This is a genomic window from Janthinobacterium sp. PC23-8, assembly GCF_002250505.1.
Lineage (GTDB): Bacteria > Pseudomonadota > Gammaproteobacteria > Burkholderiales > Burkholderiaceae_D > Janthinobacterium.
The window spans coordinates 1,186,360-1,202,473 of record NZ_NJGY01000001.1; the positions used below are offsets into that span (position 1 = coordinate 1,186,360).

General features: G+C 61.5%; 16 protein-coding genes and 1 other RNA gene. 8 read left to right on the plus strand and 9 right to left on the minus strand.

The genetic code is table 11. From position 1 onward, the window contains the following. Positions 1 to 30 precede the first annotated feature (30 nt). Entirely contained in the window at positions 31 to 345 is a 315-nt protein-coding gene (locus tag CD932_RS05160; RefSeq protein ID WP_094441696.1) for a c-type cytochrome, read from the minus strand. Between the two features lie 213 nt (positions 346 to 558). Then, a complete protein-coding gene (ilvD, locus tag CD932_RS05165) occupies positions 559 to 2,424 on the minus strand; it encodes a dihydroxy-acid dehydratase (protein ID WP_094441697.1) in 1,866 nt (621 codons plus the stop codon). Between the two features lie 173 nt (positions 2,425 to 2,597). On the opposite strand from ilvD, the gene CD932_RS05170 reads away from it, so the two are divergent. The 3 genes from CD932_RS05170 (at position 2,598) to CD932_RS05180 (ending at position 5,457) form a co-directional block, all read left to right on the plus strand. Next, entirely contained in the window at positions 2,598 to 3,503 is a 906-nt protein-coding gene (locus CD932_RS05170; protein ID WP_094443465.1) for a LysR family transcriptional regulator, read from the plus strand. A 10-nt stretch (positions 3,504 to 3,513) separates the two neighbouring features. Continuing rightward, positions 3,514 to 4,344, plus strand: a complete 831-nt coding sequence (lgt, locus tag CD932_RS05175) for a prolipoprotein diacylglyceryl transferase (RefSeq protein WP_094441698.1) — start codon at positions 3,514 to 3,516, stop codon at positions 4,342 to 4,344. A 252-nt stretch (positions 4,345 to 4,596) separates the two neighbouring features. Further along, positions 4,597 to 5,457 carry a MurR/RpiR family transcriptional regulator gene (locus CD932_RS05180; protein ID WP_094441699.1) on the plus strand — a complete coding sequence of 287 codons (861 nt, stop codon included), beginning with the start codon at positions 4,597 to 4,599 and terminating at the stop codon, positions 5,455 to 5,457. On the opposite strand, the gene CD932_RS05185 is transcribed toward CD932_RS05180, so the two are convergent. The 4 genes from CD932_RS05185 to CD932_RS05200 all read right to left on the minus strand — a co-directional run bounded on the left by CD932_RS05185 (position 5,454) and on the right by CD932_RS05200 (position 6,820). Then, a complete protein-coding gene (locus CD932_RS05185) occupies positions 5,454 to 5,900 on the minus strand; it encodes an EVE domain-containing protein (protein ID WP_254926466.1) in 447 nt (148 codons plus the stop codon). The two genes, CD932_RS05180 and CD932_RS05185, sit on opposite strands and share 4 nt — an antisense overlap. A 91-nt stretch (positions 5,901 to 5,991) precedes the next feature. Beyond that, positions 5,992 to 6,169, minus strand: a non-coding RNA gene (ssrS, locus tag CD932_RS05190) — 6S RNA. A 76-nt stretch (positions 6,170 to 6,245) separates the two neighbouring features. Beyond that, complete coding sequence (locus tag CD932_RS05195; protein WP_094441701.1) at positions 6,246 to 6,557, minus strand: cell division protein ZapA; 312 nt, start codon at positions 6,555 to 6,557, stop codon at positions 6,246 to 6,248. Further along, positions 6,557 to 6,820, minus strand: a complete 264-nt coding sequence (locus CD932_RS05200; RefSeq protein ID WP_094441702.1) for a DUF904 domain-containing protein — start codon at positions 6,818 to 6,820, stop codon at positions 6,557 to 6,559. Before CD932_RS05200 ends, CD932_RS05195 begins: the two co-directional genes overlap by 1 nt. Before the next feature lie 650 nt (positions 6,821 to 7,470). On the opposite strand from CD932_RS05200, the gene groES reads away from it, so the two are divergent. The 3 genes from groES to CD932_RS05215 all read left to right on the plus strand — a co-directional run bounded on the left by groES (position 7,471) and on the right by CD932_RS05215 (position 10,141). After that, positions 7,471 to 7,761, plus strand: a complete 291-nt coding sequence (gene groES, locus CD932_RS05205) for a co-chaperone GroES (protein ID WP_094441703.1) — start codon at positions 7,471 to 7,473, stop codon at positions 7,759 to 7,761. Between the two features lie 51 nt (positions 7,762 to 7,812). Beyond that, complete coding sequence (gene groL / locus CD932_RS05210) at positions 7,813 to 9,462, plus strand: chaperonin GroEL (protein ID WP_094441704.1); 1,650 nt, start codon at positions 7,813 to 7,815, stop codon at positions 9,460 to 9,462. A 187-nt stretch (positions 9,463 to 9,649) separates the two neighbouring features. After that, the gene (locus tag CD932_RS05215) at positions 9,650 to 10,141 is read left to right on the plus strand and encodes a hypothetical protein (RefSeq protein ID WP_254926467.1); all 492 of its coding nucleotides are present in this window, start codon (positions 9,650 to 9,652) and stop codon (positions 10,139 to 10,141) included. 71 nt (positions 10,142 to 10,212) lie between these two features. Here CD932_RS05215 and CD932_RS05220 read toward each other — a convergent pair whose 3' ends face one another. From CD932_RS05220 to CD932_RS05230, 3 genes are all read right to left on the minus strand, one after another. Beyond that, the gene (locus tag CD932_RS05220) at positions 10,213 to 11,922 is read right to left on the minus strand and encodes a S41 family peptidase (protein WP_176460884.1); all 1,710 of its coding nucleotides are present in this window, start codon (positions 11,920 to 11,922) and stop codon (positions 10,213 to 10,215) included. A gap of 109 nt (positions 11,923 to 12,031) precedes the next feature. Then, positions 12,032 to 13,228: an MFS transporter gene (locus tag CD932_RS05225; RefSeq protein ID WP_094443467.1), complete on the minus strand. Its 1,197-nt coding sequence runs from the start codon at positions 13,226 to 13,228 to the stop codon at positions 12,032 to 12,034. 50 nt (positions 13,229 to 13,278) lie between these two features. Next, positions 13,279 to 13,776, minus strand: coding sequence for a PadR family transcriptional regulator (locus tag CD932_RS05230; protein WP_254926468.1), 498 nt, complete (start codon positions 13,774 to 13,776; stop codon positions 13,279 to 13,281). Between the two features lie 99 nt (positions 13,777 to 13,875). Between CD932_RS05230 and CD932_RS05235 the strand changes: the two genes are divergently transcribed. Both CD932_RS05235 and CD932_RS05240 read left to right on the plus strand, forming a co-directional pair. After that, positions 13,876 to 14,454, plus strand: coding sequence for a GNAT family N-acetyltransferase (locus tag CD932_RS05235; protein WP_094441707.1), 579 nt, complete (start codon positions 13,876 to 13,878; stop codon positions 14,452 to 14,454). 82 nt (positions 14,455 to 14,536) lie between these two features. Then, positions 14,537 to 16,111 (plus strand): oligopeptide:H+ symporter, encoded by a 1,575-nt coding sequence (locus tag CD932_RS05240; RefSeq protein WP_094441708.1) that lies wholly within the window; start codon positions 14,537 to 14,539, stop codon positions 16,109 to 16,111. The last annotated feature ends 3 nt before the right edge of the window (positions 16,112 to 16,114 follow it).

A 16,114-nucleotide genomic window follows, 5' to 3' on the forward strand; every position in this document is an offset into this window, starting at 1 on the left:
ATTGCGGTGCTACTGCGGTTTCGGCACAGATTATTTCTGCGCCAACACCCATTTGACCAGGGTGCGGGCTTCCGCTTCGCTGACCTGCGGGTTGGCCGGCATCGGGATCGCGCCCCAGGTGCCGGAGCCGCCCTTCATGACTTTCGCCACCAGCTTGTTTTCCGCGTCTTTTTGACCGGCATATTTGGCGGCCACGTCTTTGTACGCAGGACCGACCAGCTTGCTGCCGATGGCGTGGCAAGCCATGCAATTCTTTGCTTTCGCCAGGTCAGGGTTGGCCATCGCCACTTGCGAGGTCAATGCCGACACAGCCAGTACACCTACCAACATCATGGAACGTTTCATTGTCTTTTCTCCAGAGTAACTTCCTGCCGGCATTCTACCGGGTTTCGGCAGGTTCACCACGAGCTCAGATCAAGTGTTCTAAAACAACAAACACTTGCGGCAAACCCATTTTGCCCCAAGCGCGCGCCAATTCCCATGTTGTTTGTAAGGCGATGTAACCCTATGCCACGCCGCTTCGAAAAGCGGCGTGACAATGCGGCGTTTTTACAACGATCAGCGCTTTTTCAGCTGCGACAGGTCGCGCACGGCGCCACGGTCGGCCGACGTCGTCAGGGCCGCGTAGGCCTGCAGCGCCTGCGACACATAGCGGTCGCGGTTGACGGGCAGCCAGGCGGCCTCGCCCTTGTCTTCCATGGCGGCGCGGCGCGCGGCCAGTTCGGCAGGTGTGACGCGCAGGTTGATGGTGCGCTCGGGGATATCGATATCGATGAAGTCGCCCTCTTCCACCAGGCCGATGGCGCCGCCTTCGGCCGCTTCCGGCGAGGCGTGGCCGATCACCAGGCCCGACGAGCCGCCCGAAAAACGGCCATCGGTGAACAGCGCGCAGGCCTTGCCCAGGCCCTTCGACTTGATATACGAGGTCGGGTACAGCATTTCCTGCATGCCGGGGCCGCCTTTCGGGCCTTCGTAGCGAATGATGACGACGTCGCCTTCATGCACGGTGTCTTCCAGGATGGCTGCGACGGCCGAATCCTGGCTTTCGAACACGCGCGCCTTGCCCGAGAATTTCAAGATGCTTTCGTCGACGCCGGCCGTCTTGACGATGCAGCCTTTCTCGGCCAGGTTACCGTACAACACGGCCAGCCCGCCATCCTGCGAATAGGCGTGCGCCTTGTCGCGGATGCAGCCGGTGGCGCGGTCGGTGTCGACCGACGCGAAACGCTCGGACTGCGAGAAGGCGGTCTGCGTCGGCACGCCGCCCGGCGCGGCGCGGAACAGTTCATGCACGGCCGGATCGTCCGTGCACTTGATGTCGTTTTGCGCGATGGCGTCGGCCATGGTCGGCGCATGAATGGTCGGCAAGGTGGTGTTCAACAGGCCGGCGCGCGCCAGTTCGCCCAGAATCCCCACGATGCCGCCGGCGCGGTGCACGTCTTCGATATGGTATTTGTCGGTCATCGGCGCAACCTTGCACAGGCACGGCACCTTGCGCGAAATGCGGTCGATGTCGGCCATCGTGAATTCGACTTCCGCCTCGTGGGCGGCGGCCAGGAGGTGCAGCACGGTGTTGGTCGAGCCGCCCATCGAGACGTCGAGCGCCATGGCGTTCTCGAACGCGGCCTTGGTGGCGATCGAACGCGGCAGCACCGAATAATCGTCCTGCTCGTAGTGGCGCTTGGCCAGTTCGACGATCAGGCGGCCGGCGCGCAGGAACAGCTGCTGGCGGTCCGAGTGGGTGGCCAGAATCGTGCCGTTGCCGGGCAGGGCCAGGCCCAGCGCTTCGGTCAGGCAGTTCATCGAGTTGGCCGTAAACATGCCCGAGCACGAACCGCAGGTGGGACAGGCCGAGCGTTCGATTTCGGCCACGTCGGCGTCGGACACGCTGCTGTCGCCGGCCTTGATCATGGCGTCGACCAGGTCGAGCTTGATGATCTTCTGGCTGCCGTTGACCACCTTGACGACCTTGCCCGCTTCCATCGGGCCGCCGGAAATGAAGACCACCGGAATATTGATGCGCATGGCGGCCATCAGCATGCCCGGCGTGATCTTGTCGCAGTTCGAGATGCAGACCATGGCGTCGGCGCAGTGGGCGTTGACCATGTATTCGACCGAGTCGGCGATCAGGTCGCGCGACGGCAAGGAATAGAGCATGCCGCCGTGGCCCATGGCGATGCCGTCATCGACGGCGATGGTGTTGAACTCCTTGGCCACGCCGCCGGCCGCTTCGATCTCGCGCGCCACCATCTGGCCCAGGTCCTTCAGGTGCACGTGACCGGGCACGAACTGGGTAAACGAGTTGACGACCGCCACGATCGGCTTGTCGAAGTCGCCGTCCTTCATGCCGGTGGCGCGCCACAGGGCGCGGGCGCCGGCCATGTTGCGGCCGTGGGTGGTGGTGCGTGAGCGGTATTGCGGCATGATGGTCTTTCAAAAGAGTTGCCTGACTGCCGGGATGGAGAACACAACCCTGCGTGCAGTGGGGGTACGCCAGATTGCCTTGCGCACGCCTGCCTGTCAAATATATGATGCACATGGCTGTGAGTCGAAATAGATATCACAGCAATTGTTCAACATGGAAATACATATCAATGATGCCTCTTGAGTTGCGCCAGTTGCGCTATTTCGTCACCGTTGCCGAAGAGTTGCATTTCGGCCGCGCCGCGCTGCGCCTGCACATGACGCAGCCGCCGCTGTCGCAAACCATCATGGCGCTGGAAGACCTGCTGGGCGCGCCGCTGTTTATCCGCACGCGGCGCGAAGTGCGCCTGACGCCGGCCGGCACCGCCCTGCTGCCCGAAGCGCGCCGCATGCTGGCCCAGGCGCAGGACCTGCCGGCGCTGGTGCGGCGCGCGGCGCAGGGCGAAGCGGGCCGGCTGGCACTGGCGTTCGTCTCGTCGGCCGACTACAGCGTGCTGCCGCCGCTGCTGCGCGCGTATCAGGCGGCCTATCCGCAAGTACAGATCGCGCTGCAGGAAGCAACCTCCGATCTGCAACTCGAGGAACTGCTGGCCGGGCGGGTCGACGCCGGCCTGTTGATCCCGCCGCTGCCCGATAAAGCCAGGCTGGCGCTGGCTTACCTGCCAGTGCTGGCCGAACCCTTGGTGCTGGCCGCGCCGGCCGGCCTGGATATATTGAACACACCGGGCCCGGTGCGACTGCGCGACGTGCCGGCGCTGCCCCTGATCATTTTCCCGCGCGCCATCTCGCCGGCCCTGCACGACGCCATCCTCGGCGTGTTCGGCGCCGCCGGCGTGACGCCCCTGATCGGCCAGCAGGCGATCCAGATGCAAACCATCGTCAGCCTGGTCTCGGCTGGCATGGGCATCGCGCTTGTGCCACAATCGGTATCGAATCTGATGCGCCCCGGCGTAGAATACAGGCCGCTGCAAGACCCGACGCCCCTGGTCGAGACGGGGCTTGCCTGGCGGCGCGACAATACCTCGCCCGTGCTGCAGGGTTTTCTGGCCCTGCTGCGCGGCACCTTGCCCAATCTTTAGAAAGACACCGATGCTGATACACCCGATGCCCAATCCGATTGCCGTCCAGATCGGCCCGCTCGCCGTGCACTGGTATGGCCTGATGTATGTGCTGGCCTTTGCCCTCTTCATTGCGCTGGGCCGCGTGCGCATCAAACAGCCCCATATCGCCGTGCTGGGCTGGAAAAAGGAGGACCTCGACGACATGCTGTTCTATGGCATGCTGGGCGTGGTGATCGGCGGGCGCCTGGGCGAAGTGCTGTTCTACCGCCCCGAATACTTCTTTCACAATCCGCTGGAAATATTGATGGTCTGGCATGGCGGCATGTCCTTCCACGGCGGCTTCCTGGGCGTAATCCTGGCCATGTACCTGTGGGGCCGCAAGGCGGGCCGCAATCTGTTCGACGTACTCGACTTTATCGCGCCGCTGGTGCCGCTCGGCTACGCCGCCGGCCGCCTGGGCAACTTCATCAACGCCGAACTGCCGGGCCGCATCGCGCCCGAAAGCCTGCCGTGGGCCATGCAGTGGCCGGGCATCCCCTACCCCGTGCACCCGTCGCCGATCTACCAGATGCTGGTCGACGGTATTCTGGTGTTCATCATCCTGTGGCTGTTTGCGCGCAAGCCGCATCCGCGCGTCGCCGTCGGCGCCATGTTCACCCTGCTGTATGGCTGCGCGCGCTTCTTTACCGAATACTTCCGCACGCCGGACTGGGAAGTCGTGTGGTTCGGCGTGCCGATCACCTCGGGCCAGATGCTGTCGCTGCCGATGATCGTCGGCGCGATTGCCCTGCTGGTCTGGTCGTACAAAAGCCGCATCATGGCCACGCCGCCGACCAAGGCGCGCCTCACCGGCGCCTGAGCCGGCGTCCTTCTTCCCTTGCCAAGCTTGCCACCACCCGGCGCGGCGCGCCGGCGTGGTCGCGTCCCGGCGACACGCACAGCTGACACACGCAAATGCGACAGCCATGGCTGAAATTATTTTTTCCAAATGGAATAAAATCGAAATTTCTTTCTATTTCTGGAATTCGATTCTATAATTTATCCAGCAAAGAGGGCGTCAGCATGGCGCCAGCCGTGCCTTGCCCACAGCCGATACAAGAGAGCACAAGAGATGGCACAACCCGCCGCGATTGACCAGTTAATGCAACAAATCGTCGATGAATACGACAGCCTGTCGCGCCAGTTGAAACTGATCGCCAAGCATGTCGAACAGCACCGCGCCAGCCTGATGCTCGAACGCATCAGCGACATCGCCGCCGCCTGCGACGTGCAGCCGTCGGCCATCGTGCGCTTCGCGCAGCGCTTCGGCTTTTCCGGTTTCAGCGAAATGCAGGACGTGTTCCGCCAGGCGTATACCGAGCAGGCGCGCGCCGCGCCGAATTACCGCCAGCGCATCCGCAAGCTGATTTCCTCGCGCGACAGCAAGGTGCGCACGGGCGACCTGACGCGCGAATTCATCGCCGCCAGCCGCAGCGGCCTCGATGAGCTGGCGGCCGGGCTTGATGACGAGCAGCTCGAGGCGGCCGTTACCTTGCTGCAGCAGGCCGACAATATCTATGTGGTGGGCGTGCGGCGCGCGTTTCCGGTGGCGTCCTATATTGCCTATGCCTTGCAGCACACCAGCAAGCGCGTGCACCTGGTGACGGGCCTGGGCGGTGGCCACCGCGACCAGATGCGCAGCGTGCGCGAAGGCGATGTGGCCATTGCCATCAGCTTTGCGCCGTATGGCAAGGAAACCCTGGAATGCGCGCGCATGGCGCATGACAACGGCGCAAAGACGCTGGTCATTACCGACAGCAAGCTCGCGCCCCTGGCGCGCAGCGCCGACGCCCTGCTGACGGTGACCGAAGGCAGCGCGTTTGCCTTCCGCTCGCTGACCGGCACCATCTGCCTGTGCCAGGCGCTGTTCATCGCGCTGGCCTACCGCATGGAAATCGATATCGAGGAAGTCGGCACGCAGGCGCCGGACTAATCCTTCAGCCGCGCCTGGATGGCTTGCCACTGCGCCGGCGTGACCGGCGTGATCGACAGCCGGCTGCCCTTTTTCAGCAGGAGCATGTCTTCCAGTGCCGGCATCTGGCGCAACTCAAGCAGCGGCAGCAGCGCCGTCTTTTTCAGGCCGCGCACGTCGACGCTGACCCAGCGCGGCTGTTCCTGGGTCGCCTTCGGATCGAAATAATGGCTGTCCCGCTCGAACTGGCTGTGGTCAGGGTAGGCCGTGCTGGCCACTTCGGCCACCCCCGCCACCCCCGGCTGCGCGCAGCTGGAATGGTAGAACAGCACGCCGTCACCCTCGCGCATGCCGTCGCGCATGAAGTTGCGCGCCTGATAGTTGCGCACGCCAAACCAGGGCATGGTGTGCCCGGGCGCCGCCATCAGGTCATCGATGCTCACTTCGGTGGGCTCGGATTTCATCAACCAGTACTGTTTCATAAGCAACCCTGAATAGAACGTCGGGACGTAAAAAAACGGTTGCGCACACAGTGCTGCAACCGTTCTTTCTGTATTAGGCCCCGCCTGTGCCGCTATGCCGGCATCCCGAACCAAACGGTTCAAGGTGGTCACGTTAGTTCAATTTCGGGTTCGTCGAACGAGCGACGCTCACTCCCATCAAACAAAATTCGCAACCGATGCGCATAAATGGTTCAAGGAATATATGGCAATCGCGAACACTGCAGGGTAGCCGGAAGTTTACTCCTTAGTCCGCACATCGCAAAGGAAATTCGTACCGAACATGCGGCCCGGGCACTTAAGAGCTGCTTAAAATAAATTCTCTTGAGGCGTGAGCGCGCTGTCGAGGACCATGTGCATGGCCGAAATTTTTTGCTTCACTTCCAGGATGGTCAGTTCGGACAGCGGTCCCTGCGGCGACTTGACGGACAAAAACTCCGCCGCCACGCCCAGCGCCGCCAGCACGGCAATGCGGTCGTTGCCCTTGACCTTGCCTGCATCGCGGATGGCTTTCATCTTGCTGTCCAGGTAGATGGCCGCCTCGCGCAGCGCGCGCTCTTCACCTTCGCGGCAGACCATGCTGTAGGACTGGCCCATGATATTGACATCGACACGCGCCATCACGCTTCCTTCCCGTTGTCAGCCGCATGGGCCATGGCTTCGGATGCGGCTTGCTCCAGGCCCGACTGTACCAGTTCCGGAATCTTTTCCAGCAGCGCCTCGACTCGCTCCTGCGCCTCGCGCATGCGCTGCACATACAGCGCGTTCTCCGCAGCAAGGGCGGTATTGTCCTTGCGCAGTTGCGCGTTTTCACGACGCAGCGCATGGGTCATCTCGGCCAGCAAGCCGATTTTGTCGGATAATTCGTTGAATTCGGAAATCATCCCGCCACTATAGGACGCAGGTCATGCGGGCGTCAACCGAATCACGTTACTGTCACACATAATTACATCAATACGCGTAGTTGCCGACAAATACAGGGTTTTTATCATCATGTCACTGTTTCTGGCGTGCCAGGGATGCTCCTGCGCGGTTCCTTGGGCGGCGTCAGAGGCAAATACTGGTCATCCTGAAAAATTTTAGCCATGCGATGTGTTACTCGTGTGTACAGAAGCAGCCCTGTCGCGCAGGCCATGCCAGAGTCGCTTGCGCCGCTGACGCCCGGGAAGATGGCTTGCGGCAGCGCAAACCCCAGTCACTATGCAGCCTGCACGAATCGTGTATAAATATGTTCCCCTTGAATAAGCCCCCTGCCGTCCCTATAATTAGCACTCGTTAGTAGAGAGTGCTAACAAACTCTTTCGTAGCAATCTTCATGACAAACCGGTGCTTGCCTGCTTTTGGCAAGGAGTACGCGCGGTGGGCGACACCGCGGCGCACTCCCGCCAGAGGCGGACAGGCCAGGGACGAACGAGGCTTGCTTGATTCGTTGCATGCCGTCGTGATACGGCGGTCGGTCGACAGTTGGCCTGGCGCGATGCCGGGCTGGCCAGGATCGAGCAACACTTATCCATTGAACTTTAAGGAGTTTTGTATGAATCTGCGCCCATTGAACGATCGCGTCATCGTCAAACGCCTCGACCAGGAAACCAAGACTGCGTCCGGCCTCATCATTCCTGATGCAGCTGCTGAAAAACCGGATCAAGGCGAAGTCCTTGCCGTAGGCAATGGCAAGATTCTCGACGACGGCAAAGTCCGTCCTCTGGATGTCAAAGTGGGCGACCGCGTGCTGTTCGGCAAATATGCCGGCCAGACCGTCAAAGTCGATGGCCAGGAACTGATGGTCATGCGCGAAGAAGACATCATGGCGATCGTCGTTCTGTAATTGTTTCCACGTTTTAAATAGATCTATTCCGAAATTTCTGGAGAATTGAACATGGCAGCTAAAGAAGTAGTATTCGGCGACGCAGCGCGCGCCAAGATGGTCGAAGGCGTGAACATTCTCGCCAACGCAGTCAAAGTGACCCTGGGCCCGAAAGGCCGCAACGTGGTCCTGGAGCGCTCGTTCGGCGCCCCGACCGTCACCAAGGATGGTGTCTCGGTCGCCAAAGAAGTCGAACTCAAAGACAAGCTCATGAACATGGGCGCGCAAATGGTCAAGGAAGTTGCTTCCCGCACCAGCGACAACGCCGGTGACGGCACCACCACCGCGACCGTGCTGGCACAAGCCATCGTGCGCGAAGGCATGAAGTTCGTTGCCGCCGGCATGAACCCGATGGACTTGAAGCGCGGCATCGACAAGGCTGTCGCCGCAACCGTGGAAGAACTGGCGAAAATCGCCCGTCCTTGCACCACCACCAAGGAAATCGCCCAGGTTGGCGCGATCTCGGCCAACTCGGACTACTCGATCGGCGAGCGCATCGCTGAAGCGATGGAAAAAGTCGGCAAGGAAGGCGTCATCACCGTCGAAGACGGCAAGTCGCTGAACGACGAGCTCGACATCGTGGAAGGCATGCAGTTCGACCGCGGCTACCTGTCGCCGTACTTCGTCAACAATCAAGAAAAGCAAGTTGCCATCCTGGACAATCCATTCGTCCTGCTGTGCGACAAGAAAATCTCGAACATCCGTGACCTGCTGCCGGTACTGGAACAAGTGGCCAAAGCTGGCCGTCCACTGCTGATCATCGCCGAAGACATCGAAGGCGAAGCACTGGCGACGCTGGTGGTCAACAACATCCGCGGCATCCTGAAAACCTGCGCAGTGAAAGCACCAGGCTTCGGCGACCGCCGCAAAGCCATGCTGGAAGACATCGCTGTCCTGACCGGCGGCCAGGTGATCGCTGAAGAAGTCGGCCTGACGCTGGAAAAAGTAACGCTCGAAGAGCTGGGCCAGGCCAAGCGCATCGAAGTGGGCAAGGAAAACACCATCGTCATCGATGGCGCCGGCGAAGCTGGTGCTATCGAAGCGCGCGTCAAGCAAGTGCGCGTGCAGATCGAAGAAGCGACCTCGGACTACGACCGTGAAAAACTGCAAGAGCGCGTGGCCAAACTGGCCGGCGGCGTTGCCGTGATCAAGGTTGGCGCTGCCACCGAAGTCGAAATGAAAGAGAAAAAAGCCCGCGTTGAAGATGCACTGCACGCGACCCGCGCTGCCGTGGAAGAAGGCATCGTGCCAGGCGGCGGCGTAGCCCTGCTGCGCGCACGCGCCAACATCACGGTCAAGGGCGACAATCCTGACCAGGACGCAGGTATCAAGATTGTCCTGCGCGCCATGGAAGAGCCACTGCGCATGATCGTGCAAAACGCTGGCGAAGAAGCGTCGGTCGTGGTGGCAGCCGTTCTGGCTGGCACCGGCAACTACGGCTACAACGCTGCCAACGGCACCTATGGCGACATGGTCGAAATGGGCGTGCTGGACCCAGCCAAAGTGACCCGTTCGGCGCTGCAAAACGCCGCTTCGATCGCTTCGCTGATGCTGACAACCGACTGCATGGTCTGCGAAATCGCTGACGACAAAGCAGGCGGCGGCATGGGCGGCGGCATGGGTGGCATGGGCGGCATGGGTGGCATGGACGGCATGATGTAAGGTCCTGCGGCCAGGCGCGCAGTCGACGGCGCTGCCGGGCCGCACTCGCCGCATGATAGCTGGCAGACCAAAAGCTGCTCTTTTATCTGCGGCAACCCCGAAAGCCATCTTCCACGGAAGGTGGCTTTTTTTCGTCCATTTTTTTGCCGTCAACGGGCGATTGCCCGCGCCCCGATTTTGCTTTAGCATGGCCGCCATCATCCACCTCCAGCACGCCACCATGCAAGCATGCGCCTCGTCTTCCAAAACCGCCATTACCGCCGGCATCCTGGCCGGCCTGCTGGCCGCCGCACTGGGCGCGTATTATGTGTACCAGCCGCCAGCAAGCTCGCCGGCGCCACAGGGCGCAGCCGGCGCGCAGCCTGACGACAAGGCCGTCAATGCGCTGCTGGCGCTGCCGGAAATCCGCGCTTGGTCGGCGCATATCGAAAAAATCTCGGGCGGCCGTTCCCATGGCGCCGTGATGGAAACGGCGCCCGAACAGCGCCTGGTCGACGGCCAGGCCTATTTTCAACTGAGCTTTTTTGAAAACGCGCCCGATGCGGCGCACCGCTGGGAAAGCTTTCTCGTCACGCCAGACGGCAAGCGCATCCTGGTCGACGACACGGCCGAAGGCGATTTGATCAGCCTGGAGCGCTGGCGCAAGGAAAGCGCGCCGATGCAGCGCGTCACCAACTAGGCAACTATTAGGCCAAATGGGCAAGATGGCTGACTTATGACTTCGTTTGCGCGGATATTCTTTTTACTTTGCTAGCGCGCCAAGGCCAACAATGCGGCGGCCAGTACCGGATCTTCGCCTGTGCGCACGCTTTGCAGGGTGGGCCGCGCTTCGATTTGCGGCATGACGCCCTTGCCCACGAACTCGCGGCCGTCCTGGTAGGTGTCACGCTTGACGCAGATGCGCGCCATGCCGCCACCGGGCAGTTCAAAGCTCAGTGGCTGGCCACTGCTACCGCCAGATGCCTCGCCAACAATGAGCCCACGCTGGAGCTGGTCAAAGGCGACCAGGAAGTCCTCGGCCGCAGAAAAGCTGCGCGGTCCGGACAGGACGGCGACGGGACCGGTAAACACTGGTGCGTTGCCGGGACGCTCATCGGCACCGCCATCAAGGCGCAACCAATGCACTGCATTGCCATGCTGTGCCCGGATAACAGGATCGCCCAGCCGAACATAACTGGCGGCGCCCCTGACAGGCTGGTTGGTCAAATGGCGCAGTATCTGGTGGCCGAACTCGGTTGACCCGCCGCCGTTGTTTCTCACGTCAATCACCAAGGCCGTTGCTTTCTCGATGACAGGCCATGCTTTTTCAAATGCCCGGACACCGGCATCACTTTGAAAATGGTCCAGCGCAATATATGCAACATTGTCCTTGAGCAGCTTGAACTCAAACTCCGGCGGCTTGCCGACATCCGGGTAGCCGCTACGCTGCACGCTGGTATCGCGCTGCTTGCCATCAGCACCCACCAGTGAAAGATGGACAGGTTTGGCGCCATCACCAGCGAGAAGCTGATTGGTATAGATGCGCATGATTTTGTCCTGCGGGGTCGAGCTGCTCACGAACGGGGCGACGTTTTGCTGGGCGTAGGCCTTGGCGGGCATGCCGTCGATCTCGATGATCTCGTCGCCAACCTTGATGATTTTTTCAAGCGACGGGCTGCTGACCCCGACTACCACGACCTTGTCTTCGATCAGGGCCGTGCGAAGCGGCGGCCTGGAATAGTACGTGCTGCTCAACGCATCCGGAGGATAGATATTCGTGTGCCCGTCCTGCAGCAAAGGAGCCAGCCGCATCAGGACATCATAATATTCGCGCGTCGTTTGCGCCGCCATTACCTTGGGCAAGTAGTCGAGGTAGACCTTATTCCAGTCCAGGTTCGATACATGGTCGAAATACACGAAATTCTGGCGCGCTTCGTGCCAGAACAGTGACAGACCGGCGATCCGCTCTGCGACACTCAGTTTTTCCTGGTAGCCAGCAGCGAGGGCAGGTGTATCGAAAATTCTCGTTCCGAGCCGGGCACGGGCGTTGATCGCCGCAAAACGAGGTTCGTTGCGCAAGCCTTCGAAGGCTGGTATTTTGTCAAATTCGATCGGAATCCAGCTCGAGCGCTGGCTTTGTTCCAGCGCCTCCAGGGCTTTGTCCTTCATGTCGAGACGAAGGTAGACCTCGGCCAGCGGAATCAGATTATTGAGACGCTCGGCGCGCAGGTAGGTGGAGCCGTTGGCAAGGTCGCGCATGGCAGGCTGGTCCAGTTCGACGATAATGCCTTCAAAGCGCGCCGCAGCTTCGCGCAGTTGCCCGGGCGTTGAGGTTTCATTGATGCTATGTTGCACTGCATTACGCTTGCCCTGCATGGTTGCACGCTGGTCATGGGCACGCTCCAGGGGCGTGCCCGGCGCGGCCATGGCAATGGAAGAAATGAACATCAGTACACAGAACGACAGAGGATGGGGGCGCATGCTTTTTCCGTTTTTGAGCAAATCAGAGTGTATCTGCAAAAAAACTATCAAAAATACGCGCTTTATCACCATGGCTCCATCAGGTAGCAATAAAACCGTAACCACACTGTCATTCGTTTTTCATCGCCACCGGCCTGGCAGCGCCGCTGACGCGCGAGGCCCACCATACCGTCAGCAGCGACAAGCCAGCCGCCAGCCAGCCATTGAGGCCGTAGCCGCTGATATGGCCGGCCGCATCCGTGTGCAGGGTCCATCCTCCCAGCCAGGCCCCGAGGCCATTGCCGAGGCTTTGCAGCGCCGAATTGGCGCTCAGAAAGGCGCCGCGCTGGTGCGGCGCGGGGATCGTCGTCAGCAGCGCCTGCAGCGGTATCGTCCGTCCCGACACAAACACCATAAACAGCGGAAACACCAGCATCAGCGCCAGCAGCGGCAGTTGCGGCAAATGCGTGATCAGCAGCATCGGCACGATGGAAAACAAGGCCATCGCGCGGTAGACCGTCCGCTTGCCGGCCCGGTCGGCCCAGCGCCCCACCATGCGCGCCGTGACCAGGGTGGCGCAGCCGCCCGCCAGGTAGACCCAGGTCACGTCCAGCGGCGTCAGGCCCTGGTTGCCCACCAGCATCGGTGAAATAAAGGGGATCAACAGCATGCCGGCCGCCATGTTCACCACGGACAAGGCAAACGCCTGCACATGGCGCGGTTCGCGAAACAGCGCCAGCAGGTTCGGCAGCACCTCGCGCAGCGGCGCGGGCGTGGCGGCAAGGTGGGCCGTGAGCGAAGGCAATACCCGCGCCGCAGCCAGCCAGACCAGCAGCGACAGCAGCACCAGCAGGAAGAACGGCGAGGCCCAGCCGAAATGCGCGGCCAGCACCACGCCGATCGGCACGCCGCCCACCGCTGCCATGGCGAACGAGGTCATGACGATACCGGTGGCCGCGCCGCGCCGTTCGGCCGGAATCACGTCGCCGATAATGGCCATCACGATGGCGCCCAGCACGCCGCCAGTCAGGCCGGCAAAGGCGCGCGACCACAGCAGCACATGGAAATTCGGCGCCAGCGCACAGGCCAGATTTGACACGGTAAACAGGCAGAACATGGTCAGCAGCAAGGTTTTGCGGTCGAAGCGGTCAATATAGGTGGCCGCGAGCAGGCCCGACAGCCCCGCGCACCAGGCATAAGCCGACACGGCGCCCGACACGGCGGCCGGGCCGATATGGAAAGCCTGCATCAGTTGCGGCGCCAGCGGCATCATCACCATGAAGTCCATGATGACGGTAAATTGCGTCAGTGCCAGCAGCCACAGCATCCAGCGTTCGCGCACGGGATCGAGCAGGGGCACCGGATCGATGGCGGCCTTCACGCCAGCGCCTCGATAGCGTGGCGCGCCTGGCGCAGGATGGCGCGGATCGCTTCGACCCGGGCCTGGCCTGGCTCGTCGCCACGCGACTGCGCGATCACCACGGCTTTCAGTTCATGCATCAGGTGACGCAAGTCATCGTCCTTGTCGGCCGTCGCCCCCACGCGGGCGGCGATGGCGTCGACATAGGCGCGGTTGGCGTCCAGAAAAGCCAGCCCTGCGGGCGTGATGCTGTGCAGCTTCTTGTTGCCGTCCAAACTGACGGCCACGTAGCCATGCCCGACCAGGCCATGCATCAGCGGATAGATGGCGCCCGGACTCGGTGCATAGCCGCTGCCGGCGCGCCGGGCAATCGCCTTGATGATATCGTAGCCGTGGCGCGGCTGGTCGGCGATCAGCTGCAGCACCAGGTAGCGCAAGGTGCCGGCGTCAAACATTTTAGGGCCGCGCCCGGCGGCTGGTGGCTGGAGATCGGTAGTGCGCATCAGGGGAGACATGGCTATCCTTAAGATATATCGTAACAAGATATATCTTATTCAAACACGCACCATATCGCAAGGTTTACTTTCCGATCACAACATCCGATACTCATCGCCATGCCCGCCGCTTCTTTCCTCCACCTTGTCCGCCCGCTCACGCCCGACGACGCGCCCGCCTACCGCGCGCTGCGCCTGGCCGGCATCGCCGAACTGCCGGCCGCCTTTTGCACCACCCATGCGCTGGAAAGCGGCTTGCCGATGGCACAGATGCGCCAGCGCCTGCAGCCCACCCAATTCCAAATAATATTTGGCATTTTTGATGATACGCAGTTGATCGCCATGGCCGGCCTGCGCCGCGAAGCGATTGCCGTCGTGCACGACAAAGCGGTCCTGTGGGGCGTGTATGTGGCGCCGCAGGCGCGCGGCCGGGGGCTGGGCCGGCAACTGGTGCAGGCGGCCATCAAGCATGCCTGCACCATCGCCGAGCTGGCGACAGTGAGGCTGGCTGTGGCGCACGACAACCAGGTGGCGCTGATGCTGTATCTGAGCTGCGGTTTTGTGCTTGAGGTCGCTGCGCCGCAGGGCGACATGCTGCAAATGCAATTGCTGTTGCCGCGCCCTGTGGCGCCTGCCGTGACGGCGTCACAAAGTAGTATCTTTCTGAAAATCAAAACCTTACAAATCCCTGCGAAATAGGGTTGAAGCCGTTTTTTCTGTTGCCAGCAAACGCGGCAGGCCTTAGCATCGCGGCTTACAAAAAAACTACTTGGGAGTGCCAATGTCAACGGCCGAGACACAAACCGCCACGGGTAAAATGCCGCGGCAGATTCCGTACATTATCGCCAACGAAGGCTGCGAACGCTTCAGCTTTTATGGCATGCGCAATATTCTGACGCCATTCCTGATCAGCACCTTGCTGCTGATGATACCGATCGACCAGCGTACGGGCGAAGCCAAGCATGTGTTCCATACGTTTGTCATCGGCGTATATTTCTTCCCGCTGCTGGGCGGCTGGCTGGCCGACCGTTTCTTTGGCAAGTACAACACCATCTTCTGGCTCAGCCTGGTCTACTGCGCCGGCCATGCCTGCCTGGCCGTCTTCGAGGACAGCGTCAATGGCTTCTACTTCGGCCTGTTCCTGATCGCCTTCGGCTCGGGCGGCATCAAGCCGCTGGTGGCCTCGTTTGTCGGCGACCAGTTCGACCAGACCAACAAGCACAAGGCCAAGCTGGTGTTCGACATGTTTTACTGGATCATCAACTTCGGCTCCTTCTTCGCCTCGCTGCTGATGCCGATATTCCTGCGCGACTACGGCCCGTCGATCGCCTTCGGCATTCCCGGCGTCATGATGCTGGCCGCCACCGTGGTGTTCTGGATGGGCGCCAGGAAATACGTGCACGTGCCGCCGGCGCCGCCCAATCCCGATTCCTTTACCCGCGTTGCCCGCACCGCCCTGCTGGCCCGTGTCGAAGGCGGTTCGCGCCCCGGCCTGTACATCGCGTATGTCGGCGTGCTCGGCGCCCTGTATGCGTTCTACAGCATCCCGGAATGGGGCTTCGTGATTTCGGCCTGTACCGCGCTGGTCCTGCTGCTGGCCTTCGGCAGCATCGGCACGGCCATGCAACTGGAACGCGCACGCGGCATCCACCCCGACGAAGCGGTCGAAGGCGTGCGCGCCGTGCTGCGCATCCTCGTCATCTTCGCGCTGGTCACGCCGTTCTTCTCGCTGTTCGACCAGAAGGCCTCGACCTGGATCGTGCAGGCCAACACCATGGAAAAACCGAGCTGGTTCCTGCCGGCGCAGATGCAGGCCTTGAATCCGATGCTGGTGATGCTGTTGATTCCATTCAACAACCTGGTGCTGTATCCGATGCTCAACCGCTTCGGCTGGGAAGCGACCGCCCTGCGCCGCATGACGGCCGGCATCGGCTTTTCCGCGCTGGCCTGGATCGTCATCGGCCTGCTGCAACTGGCGCTCGACAGCGGCAACGCCGTCTCCATCATGTGGCAAATCCTGCCATATGCGCTGCTGACGTTCGGCGAAGTGCTGGTCTCGGCCACCGGCCTGGAGTTTGCCTACAGCCAGGCGCCCGTGTCGATGAAGGGTGCCATCATGAGCTTCTGGAATCTGTCGACCACGGTCGGCAACCTGTGGGTGCTGATCGTCAACCGCAGCGTGATGAACGAAGGCGTGATCGGCAAGATTGCCGAAAGCGGCATCAGCGTCACGGCCTTCCAGATGTTCTTCTTCGCCGCCTTTGCCGCCGTGGCCATGCTGGCCTTCGGCCTGTATGCGAAGCGCTACAAGATGGTCGACAACTACCGCACGGCGGTGGTGCCGGGCAAGGCTTGACGC

What these genes read in the sequence shown, in the direction of transcription:
- CD932_RS05185 (WP_254926466.1), bottom strand. Translation starts at nt 5,900, where the DNA reads ATGAAATCCGAGCCCACCGAAGTGAGCATCGATGACCTGATGGCGGCG.
- CD932_RS05230 (WP_254926468.1), bottom strand. Translation starts at nt 13,776, where the DNA reads ATGTCTCCCCTGATGCGCACTACCGATCTCCAGCCACCAGCCGCCGGG.
- ilvD (WP_094441697.1), bottom strand. Translation starts at nt 2,424, where the DNA reads ATGCCGCAATACCGCTCACGCACCACCACCCACGGCCGCAACATGGCC.
- CD932_RS05170 (WP_094443465.1), top strand. Translation starts at nt 2,598, where the DNA reads ATGCCTCTTGAGTTGCGCCAGTTGCGCTATTTCGTCACCGTTGCCGAA.
- groL (WP_094441704.1), top strand. Translation starts at nt 7,813, where the DNA reads ATGGCAGCTAAAGAAGTAGTATTCGGCGACGCAGCGCGCGCCAAGATG.
- CD932_RS05160 (WP_094441696.1), bottom strand. Translation starts at nt 345, where the DNA reads ATGAAACGTTCCATGATGTTGGTAGGTGTACTGGCTGTGTCGGCATTG.
- CD932_RS05225 (WP_094443467.1), bottom strand. Translation starts at nt 13,228, where the DNA reads ATGCTGTGGCTGCTGGCACTGACGCAATTTACCGTCATCATGGACTTC.
- CD932_RS05235 (WP_094441707.1), top strand. Translation starts at nt 13,876, where the DNA reads ATGCCCGCCGCTTCTTTCCTCCACCTTGTCCGCCCGCTCACGCCCGAC.
- CD932_RS05215 (WP_254926467.1), top strand. Translation starts at nt 9,650, where the DNA reads ATGGCCGCCATCATCCACCTCCAGCACGCCACCATGCAAGCATGCGCC.
- lgt (WP_094441698.1), top strand. Translation starts at nt 3,514, where the DNA reads ATGCTGATACACCCGATGCCCAATCCGATTGCCGTCCAGATCGGCCCG.
- CD932_RS05220 (WP_176460884.1), bottom strand. Translation starts at nt 11,922, where the DNA reads ATGCGCCCCCATCCTCTGTCGTTCTGTGTACTGATGTTCATTTCTTCC.
- CD932_RS05195 (WP_094441701.1), bottom strand. Translation starts at nt 6,557, where the DNA reads ATGGCGCGTGTCGATGTCAATATCATGGGCCAGTCCTACAGCATGGTC.
- groES (WP_094441703.1), top strand. Translation starts at nt 7,471, where the DNA reads ATGAATCTGCGCCCATTGAACGATCGCGTCATCGTCAAACGCCTCGAC.
- CD932_RS05180 (WP_094441699.1), top strand. Translation starts at nt 4,597, where the DNA reads ATGGCACAACCCGCCGCGATTGACCAGTTAATGCAACAAATCGTCGAT.
- CD932_RS05240 (WP_094441708.1), top strand. Translation starts at nt 14,537, where the DNA reads ATGTCAACGGCCGAGACACAAACCGCCACGGGTAAAATGCCGCGGCAG.
- CD932_RS05200 (WP_094441702.1), bottom strand. Translation starts at nt 6,820, where the DNA reads ATGATTTCCGAATTCAACGAATTATCCGACAAAATCGGCTTGCTGGCC.